15 protein-coding genes are annotated in these 6,761 nt (G+C 43.3%); 6 read left to right on the plus strand and 9 right to left on the minus strand.

Going from position 1 to position 6,761, the window contains the following annotated elements; translation table 11 throughout:
- Positions 1-32: 32 nt before the first annotated feature.
- From RMZ42_RS33000 to RMZ42_RS33020, 5 genes are all read left to right on the plus strand, one after another.
- Complete coding sequence (locus RMZ42_RS33000) at positions 33-623, plus strand: hypothetical protein (RefSeq protein ID WP_322675384.1); 591 nt, start codon at positions 33-35, stop codon at positions 621-623.
- Positions 624-669: 46 nt separating this feature from the next.
- Positions 670-939 carry a hypothetical protein gene (locus RMZ42_RS33005; protein ID WP_322675385.1) on the plus strand — a complete coding sequence of 90 codons (270 nt, stop codon included), beginning with the start codon at positions 670-672 and terminating at the stop codon, positions 937-939.
- Complete coding sequence (locus tag RMZ42_RS33010) at positions 940-1,392, plus strand: hypothetical protein (protein ID WP_322675386.1); 453 nt, start codon at positions 940-942, stop codon at positions 1,390-1,392.
- 1 nt (position 1,393) lies between these two features.
- A complete protein-coding gene (locus tag RMZ42_RS33015; RefSeq protein WP_322675387.1) occupies positions 1,394-1,759 on the plus strand; it encodes a hypothetical protein in 366 nt (121 codons plus the stop codon).
- Between the two features lie 273 nt (positions 1,760-2,032).
- On the plus strand, positions 2,033-2,353 hold the full coding sequence (locus RMZ42_RS33020) for a hypothetical protein (RefSeq protein ID WP_322675388.1): 321 nt from the start codon (positions 2,033-2,035) through the stop codon (positions 2,351-2,353).
- A gap of 26 nt (positions 2,354-2,379) precedes the next feature.
- Here RMZ42_RS33020 and RMZ42_RS33025 read toward each other — a convergent pair whose 3' ends face one another.
- A complete protein-coding gene (locus RMZ42_RS33025; RefSeq protein WP_322675389.1) occupies positions 2,380-2,565 on the minus strand; it encodes a hypothetical protein in 186 nt (61 codons plus the stop codon).
- A 129-nt stretch (positions 2,566-2,694) separates the two neighbouring features.
- Between RMZ42_RS33025 and RMZ42_RS33030 the strand changes: the two genes are divergently transcribed.
- Positions 2,695-2,841: a hypothetical protein gene (locus RMZ42_RS33030; protein ID WP_322675390.1), complete on the plus strand. Its 147-nt coding sequence runs from the start codon at positions 2,695-2,697 to the stop codon at positions 2,839-2,841.
- A gap of 231 nt (positions 2,842-3,072) precedes the next feature.
- Here RMZ42_RS33030 and RMZ42_RS33035 read toward each other — a convergent pair whose 3' ends face one another.
- The 8 genes from RMZ42_RS33035 to RMZ42_RS33070 all read right to left on the minus strand — a co-directional run.
- Positions 3,073-4,233, minus strand: a complete 1,161-nt coding sequence (locus tag RMZ42_RS33035) for a site-specific integrase (RefSeq protein ID WP_322675391.1) — start codon at positions 4,231-4,233, stop codon at positions 3,073-3,075.
- 120 nt (positions 4,234-4,353) lie between these two features.
- Positions 4,354-4,554 carry a hypothetical protein gene (locus tag RMZ42_RS33040; RefSeq protein WP_322675392.1) on the minus strand — a complete coding sequence of 67 codons (201 nt, stop codon included), beginning with the start codon at positions 4,552-4,554 and terminating at the stop codon, positions 4,354-4,356.
- Between the two features lie 37 nt (positions 4,555-4,591).
- Positions 4,592-4,924: a hypothetical protein gene (locus RMZ42_RS33045; RefSeq protein ID WP_322675393.1), complete on the minus strand. Its 333-nt coding sequence runs from the start codon at positions 4,922-4,924 to the stop codon at positions 4,592-4,594.
- Positions 4,914-5,453 carry a hypothetical protein gene (locus RMZ42_RS33050; protein WP_322675394.1) on the minus strand — a complete coding sequence of 180 codons (540 nt, stop codon included), beginning with the start codon at positions 5,451-5,453 and terminating at the stop codon, positions 4,914-4,916. The genes RMZ42_RS33045 and RMZ42_RS33050 overlap by 11 nt, the downstream gene beginning before the upstream one ends.
- The gene (locus RMZ42_RS33055; protein WP_322675395.1) at positions 5,435-5,707 is read right to left on the minus strand and encodes a hypothetical protein; all 273 of its coding nucleotides are present in this window, start codon (positions 5,705-5,707) and stop codon (positions 5,435-5,437) included. The genes RMZ42_RS33050 and RMZ42_RS33055 overlap by 19 nt, the downstream gene beginning before the upstream one ends.
- On the minus strand, positions 5,707-6,219 hold the full coding sequence (locus RMZ42_RS33060) for a hypothetical protein (RefSeq protein ID WP_322675396.1): 513 nt from the start codon (positions 6,217-6,219) through the stop codon (positions 5,707-5,709). The genes RMZ42_RS33055 and RMZ42_RS33060 overlap by 1 nt, the downstream gene beginning before the upstream one ends.
- Before the next feature lie 9 nt (positions 6,220-6,228).
- The gene (locus RMZ42_RS33065) at positions 6,229-6,483 is read right to left on the minus strand and encodes a hypothetical protein (protein ID WP_322675397.1); all 255 of its coding nucleotides are present in this window, start codon (positions 6,481-6,483) and stop codon (positions 6,229-6,231) included.
- The coding region (locus tag RMZ42_RS33070) for a hypothetical protein (RefSeq protein ID WP_322675398.1) at positions 6,470-6,761 on the minus strand (292 nt) is incomplete at its 5' end. The genes RMZ42_RS33065 and RMZ42_RS33070, both read right to left, overlap by 14 nt.

A 6,761-nucleotide genomic window follows, 5' to 3' on the forward strand; every position in this document is an offset into this window, starting at 1 on the left:
TGGGAAAAAATCTAAACGAGAGATTAATCAATATGGGTTTTAGAGCGTTAAACAGGTATGAAAGCCAAAAAGCTAGATATGATGCTTACAAAGCTTGGCAGGGCAAGACCCTAGAACAGAAAAAAGCTTTGTATGACGCAATTCCAGGCATTAGTACTGGCAGAGCTAAACCGGTGCTTGCAGATGGTTTTATTATCCCCTTTAACTCTACCGGCACAATCGTTACGTACATTGAGACATCTAAGATTTTAGATGCAACCCAAGGCACGGCTGTCGGGAAAGATGTAGCGAATGCTCTGCGTACTGCATTGCTTGGGCAGTATTTCCTCACTGCGGCCGGAACTACCCCCGTGGTTCTGCAAAACCCCAGATATAAGTTTGCCAGGCTGAGTTTTACCAATAAAGAATCTTTTGTGGATCGTGTCTCCCGTATCACTGGAGCTACTTATAAAAAGCCCACAACCGATACAGTATCAATGCCCTTTGGTGGAAAAACGATGTCTGAGGATTTTGACACAGCTGTTCTGGATATTAAAACTAGAGCAAGTGGCGCAAGTGCTTGGAAAAATGCCGGCACCGCTACAGTCAAAAAATCCTACAAGTTCACCCCAGAAGGAATTTAAAGTCAAAAAATTTTACAAGTTCACCCCAGCAGAAGGAATTTAATCCATGTATAGCCCAATAGCCCAGAGAGAAGGATTTCTATGGGTTCCCAGCGATGATATTGATTTACTAGCAGTAGAGATTGATATTGATGCCAGCGATTCAGAATTCGCTGGGATGATTGGGTGTAACCAAGCAGCAAGGCAATGGTTACAGAATGAAATCTCTTTAGCTGACTACTGCGATAAGCTGCAATTCAATGGAATAAAAAATCCTTATGAAATTGTGGGTGAATTTTGCGATCATGTCGAGTTGATAATGCACCGAGGGGCGTAAGTGAGCAGGAATTTACAGCTAGGGACAGAAAGTAATTGGCATTTGCAATATAGTGATTCTTTCCCGGCTGTAAGTTATTTGAATGATTCGGCAGGGAAACCAATTTATCAACAGATAACTGAAATAAATGTTCCTGTAGTATTTGATAAGCCTATCATTGCTGTGTCTGTGGTCACTACTATTCCCGCAGGCAAAATTTGGAAGTATGCAGGATACTTACGCCGCAGCTTAACAACTGGTTTGGGTGCAAGTTTTGTGGGTGAACCTGAAAGCTTGTTTTTAGGTAAATTCAATTTAATAATTTTTGACGATCTAAATATTAATTATTCCGTATCACTTCAAGTTCCTAAATGGTTTATCAATGCAAATATTGCTATTTATCAATACGAAGGAATAGATACGACAAGCCTAGAAGATGATGTGCAAGCGATAAAAACATCGCTGGGTATATAAAATGAAAATTGACATCAACAATGCTTTTACTGTTGTTTCTCTAGCCTTTATGTTGATTGCGGGTATCTATCGATTAGCGCAGATAGAATCGAATATCAATGCCAAAATTAACAGAGTTGAGACTACTGTGTTATCGGCAGTCGATCAACTGAAAGATAACCTTGTTGATCGGTTGTACACTGTTGAAAGAAAGGTAGATGTACACTTAACTGAGTACAGCGAAAAGAAACTTTTTGTTGAGTACCGTCTAAATGGACTTGAAAGCATGATTAAACACAAGTTTGACAGGCTTGCAAACTGGGTCAAGCAGATAGTCGGATTTCTCAATAAACAATCTAACTTCCAAATCCGAGACGATAAATTTTAGGCACAAGTATTTATTCCCCGCCTCCCATCCTGAAGAAGAATTTACCTTCCCCCGCACTATGTCCACTACCTTCTGGCAGGCGTTGTGTAGTGTACAGGCAAGCAGACGCTGTTTTCCCATGTGCATATCTCAGTTTAACCCTCTGGGGATTCACTCTAGCAATTTTGAATGCAGGTTATAAATACCAGTCTTGAAAATACGGGTATCCTCTGATGCAAGCATCAATGGAACCCGTAGATGGTGGAATGAGTTGCTCTATCAACTCAATTCACTATGGAAATTCTAATCATTATTCAAGTCGCGTTTTTCTGTTTATTGGTGCTACTGGCAATCATCCACATACTGCAACTGATATACATCGAGTGGCGCAAGCCTGATGCAGAAAACCCACGCCAACCATCTGGCAAAGTTTCTCAGTCATACCGTAATGACCCTAGAAACAGAGCATTGCAAGGGGACTTACTCGTATTGCTTAAAGGTGATGTAGCTACAGCAAAACGCCTTTTATTGCAACAGAGGCGGCGCAAGCCAGGACAATCAGATAATTGGTACTTAGAAAAGGTAATTTACGACTTGGAACGCGATCGACACTGACTAGTCAAAATCTCCATTTTGTCTGTTCATTTCAAAAAGTCCCAACTTTCAGCCAATGGGACGTGCCAATAGGAGCATTCCACATATTCATCGGTTTGGGGATGCTTTTTAAAAGCGTGTCCCCCAGCAAAAAGTATTTCTGGATAATTGTCTAGCTCTGGGATTCGTATAGTTTTGCGTTCGCCGTCATCCCTAATTAAAGTAATCTCCATAATTCACTTTTCGTCACATTTTAACTGCCCAGTGGACACGCGAGAAAGTCCACTGGGCAGTAAGCGTTTTTATTCAAATTAGTCAAAGCTTTAGTGCTGTTTACCCTTGAAAATTGGGGCTTTTGGAGTATGACACCAACTAAATTTAGTCAAGAATTAGTCAAGGGCAAAATTTGCAGCCTGGAAGTAGTGGGTGACGAGGGATTTGAACCCGCAACCAATAGATTAAGAGTCACCGTCTCATCAGAATCGCAATGCAAAAATCCAGCAAGCTAGCTGCTAGTTGATTCAAGTTTAAATTTGCAGATTTAAACTAAAGCCGATCTCCGAACGGATTAGTCCAAGGGTTTTTTCGTGTATATTCAAATGGAAATTTGTAGTACATCTTATTTTCGAGTCTCCACCTAAAACTACTCAGCAATACTGATTTCAGTTTTCCTCTGTACACAATGCAGTAAACTCTACGACCTTTTGCGGTGTAATCATTTCTAAGTAGTGTGATCATTTTCAAATAAGTTCTGGTGGCAGGGGGCGATCGCTTTTATTTATCGCCAAGTCAAAAGCTCTTTGGTGATGCTCGGCGTTGATCCATGCATGGTAGAGGTTACTGTGAACTGACAGACTGTGCCCCATCTGCTGCGCTGCAAGGGTTATATCAATTCCATACTCTAGAGTGCGAATAGCCCAAGCATGGCGAAGATCGTAAACCCTAAATGGTAAGTCATCATTTCGCCTAAATCTTTGAGTAACGGTTCTGCCAATTGCAGAATTATTTCGGGTTAAGTTGATATCGGGAATTTTGACATTAGGCAAGCCAAATGAGTCAAACCACTCTGGATGAAAGGGCCAGACTTTTCTGTAGCCAGTCTTGCCGGCGAGAACGGTAATAATTTTATTACCTGCTCGTAGCTGCTCTAAATCTAAGAAAAATACTTCATGATTTCTCAATCCGTAAGTGGCAAGCATTCCAAATATCCACTGCCACTTCACATCCCCTAGATTTGAATGGCATTCAAGAATTAATTTGTCCGTTGGCAGACTGCGGGCCTGCCTGTTTCTATATCCATAACTTCCTGAATAAGAACTAGGATTAAAGTCAAGGTCAGCAAAGTTAGCCAATAATCGCAGTGTCAAACAAAATCTTTTCCGGGTTCTAGTGTCTGGTGTAGTTGTTAAAATGGCTTGCTTTAGTACTTCAGTATTAAGTATTTCGTGTGGAGGCAGTGTCTTAAAAACTGTTTGATACTCAACCTTCCATGTACTTTCTGTTTTAAAGTTACGTTGCCTTCTCTCAAAATAATCTTTCTCGAATTCTTGAATCAATTCACCAATGGTTTTCACTTTACTATTCTGTGATTCTGGTTTTAAATAATCATTCCAGTCAAAGTTTTTAGTATCAAGTTTTAGTCTGAGAAGCTTTGCTTCTCTTTCAGCAAGCTTTACACCGTCGAGGTTAGCGACAGTAATATTTATTTTTTGTTGATGCCAGCCGTTTTTTAATGCCAAAGGTTTTGGGGGAAGTGTTGCACGCAAATAAAGCCTGACACCAATTTGTTCAATTTTGATACCGTAATTACGGAGTCTTCCGTTAGCCTCCTTAAGAGCGTGTTCAATATTTTTCATGAAAATCCCATTAAAAATCCATCCCAAAATGAAGTAGGTTTTCATCTACTTCTCATTGGGAAAAACTATTTTGAATTGCCGAAGTTCGAGTATTGGGAAAAGCGATCGCACTCCTCAAAAATGCGTTCGCCCTTGGCGTTGGCGCAGCCATCGCTTTTGAATTAACTATGGTTTTGGCTTCTCAATAATTATTGAGCCTTCACCATTCGGATAGGCTATGCTAACAGCGCTGCAAGGGGAGTTTTCAAGAATTTTTATCTCTTTAGGGAAGTGCACTTCTAATTCACCCTGACTCATTTCAAAGCTTTCAATTGCGTTGATCATCTTACTGGCGTTAGGTATGGTGACTTTGAAATTACTACTCATTTTGTTGACCCTCATCTAAATTTTGTTGCAATCGCCTTCAACTTTTGAAAGGCTCCATAACTCTGCCAGCAATCCCAGACACGAAGCCCAATGACACGCCACACCAGACATAAGAAGGTCTGACAAACATAGTGGCAATACCAATAACACCAGACCAAAACAGACCTGTTGCTAATATCTTTAATCCTTTGCCCTGTTCGTGGCTGTTCAGGGCTTCGGCGATGATCCGCGAGTTCTCTAAGGAGGTAGTAATTTTGAGAATATCCGCTTGGCATTCCCGCTCAATTCGCGCGATCGCATCTCGATCCGCCTTGACTGGAGATGCTGCCATCTTGACAAGCACCAAACTTAGCACTTCGTTACCATCCATTCCTCTGTCCCTCCTCTAAAATTTGTTGCAATAGCTTTTCCGCGTCGTCCCACTGGCGACCCCCCATTTTGAGAATTTGCTCGATAACATAGGTTTTACCCCTAACTTCCAAAAGCGACTTAATCGCCAGATAGAAGACTTTCTCTTGGTTGGCGGAAGTGGAAGTTTCCTCAGTTCGATCCGCGCTCGGCTCTTTGTACAAGTGTTCTAGGCTGGTAGTCAGTTCTTGCTTGACTTCCGGCGGGTAAGTCGGTGCATCACCATAGACTTCGTAAAGTGCTTGCTCTTGCTGCTGGGTATGCAGTGCAAATTCGGTTTGCTCTAACTCTTGGTTCATAGCCGCCAGTGCTGCACATCGAGCATCCTGGACAATCAATCGCCGCGATTCTTGGACAAGTTGCACTGATGCAACTAGCGCCAAACTGTAGCTGATTCCTTTAGCGATCGCGGGAACTGGAGAAAGTGCAGTTAGCCAAAAGGCTGTTGTACTTGCTAGCAAACAGTTGGCTTTTAACCACCTATTAGCCATGAAAGCATTCCTCCCAAGACAATCGAAGCTGCGATCGCAATCAGCAAGGCATAATAATCTGGTTCAGACAGCTTGAGAAACGGACGAATCGCATCATCTGTGAGTAGAGCGATAACCAGCCCAGCGCCGGACATAATATAGATAACCCACATCACACGAAACAAAGCAGGATGCAGCGCCCCTAGCCAAGCCACAAAGCTAGAGGCGATACACCCCAGAAGGAACCAAGCCCCCAGGTGTACCGCCTTTGCCATTAGTATTTTTCCTTGACTTTGGCTTTGAGTTCGTCAATGCGCTGCTGTGCCTTGTTTTCAGCGCGATCTAAACCAAAGCCTAGATTTGCATACTCCGGTCGAAGTGCGTGCAGGTGTCTTGCGGTGGAAGCATCAGACCGTTTTTTAGTGAGTTCGCCATCCGCAACGCCCTTAATGTAGTTACGATGGGCAACATGTACCTGTGCGTCTGATTCTTCAAGCTTTTTGAGAGATTTGTAGGCGCGTTTCGCCTGACGCGCTTCCTCTCTTTTTTGAGTTGCAACTCGCTTGAGTGCGTCAGCCTCAGTCTTATTAAAGTAACGTGGTGTATCATTGACGGGTGCTGTCCTGACAGTCTCCCAACTCCCCGCATTCACTGGGTTAATGACGGTTGGATCTGTTGGAGATAGCACCTTGTTTTTATCTATGCCGTGTCCGCCCGTGGACAGCGAAGACTCGTTACTTTTGTTGCTGGACTTTGCAGCGCTGGTAATTCGTGCAAGGATTCCCATGTTTACTTCCTATCTACAAACTTGGTTTTTGACTTTCTCAAGCTGTTGGCTTTGAGCTTTCATTTCGCGCAGTTGCACTTGATCCGCGCTCTGGTAAGTGGAGATTGCACCTATACTTAAACCGGCGACTAACGCAGCTGCAAGCATGACTAAAAATGCAGCAAGATTATTCCCGGCTGGTGCGGGTTCTGGATCGGGAACTGGGTAAAATTCCCCAGTGAACGGGACAACTTTGCTGGTGCGTTGCTGTTTAGTCTGTTTCATCTCCTCCCTCCAAAAGTCTTGGCTGATAAGTGGGTAAGAGTAGATGCTCGGTTCCGGCGTTGATGGCAGCGCGGACTGATGTTTGCACTATTTGGCGCTGTTGGGGTGTGGGATTGTCCCGCATCTGCTTGATGCGTTGCAACGTTCGCCCCGGGAGCAGTCGCCAGTATTCCTCTGCAAGTCGCTGTGCATCCTCCTCTAGAAGCGATTCAAGCAAATCGGATGCGTCGGATTCTGCATCAATTTCTGCATCGTCATCTGTTGCAGTTTTCGATGCA

This window comes from Nostoc sp. DedQUE05, from assembly GCF_034530955.1.
GTDB lineage: Bacteria > Cyanobacteriota > Cyanobacteriia > Cyanobacteriales > Nostocaceae > Nostoc.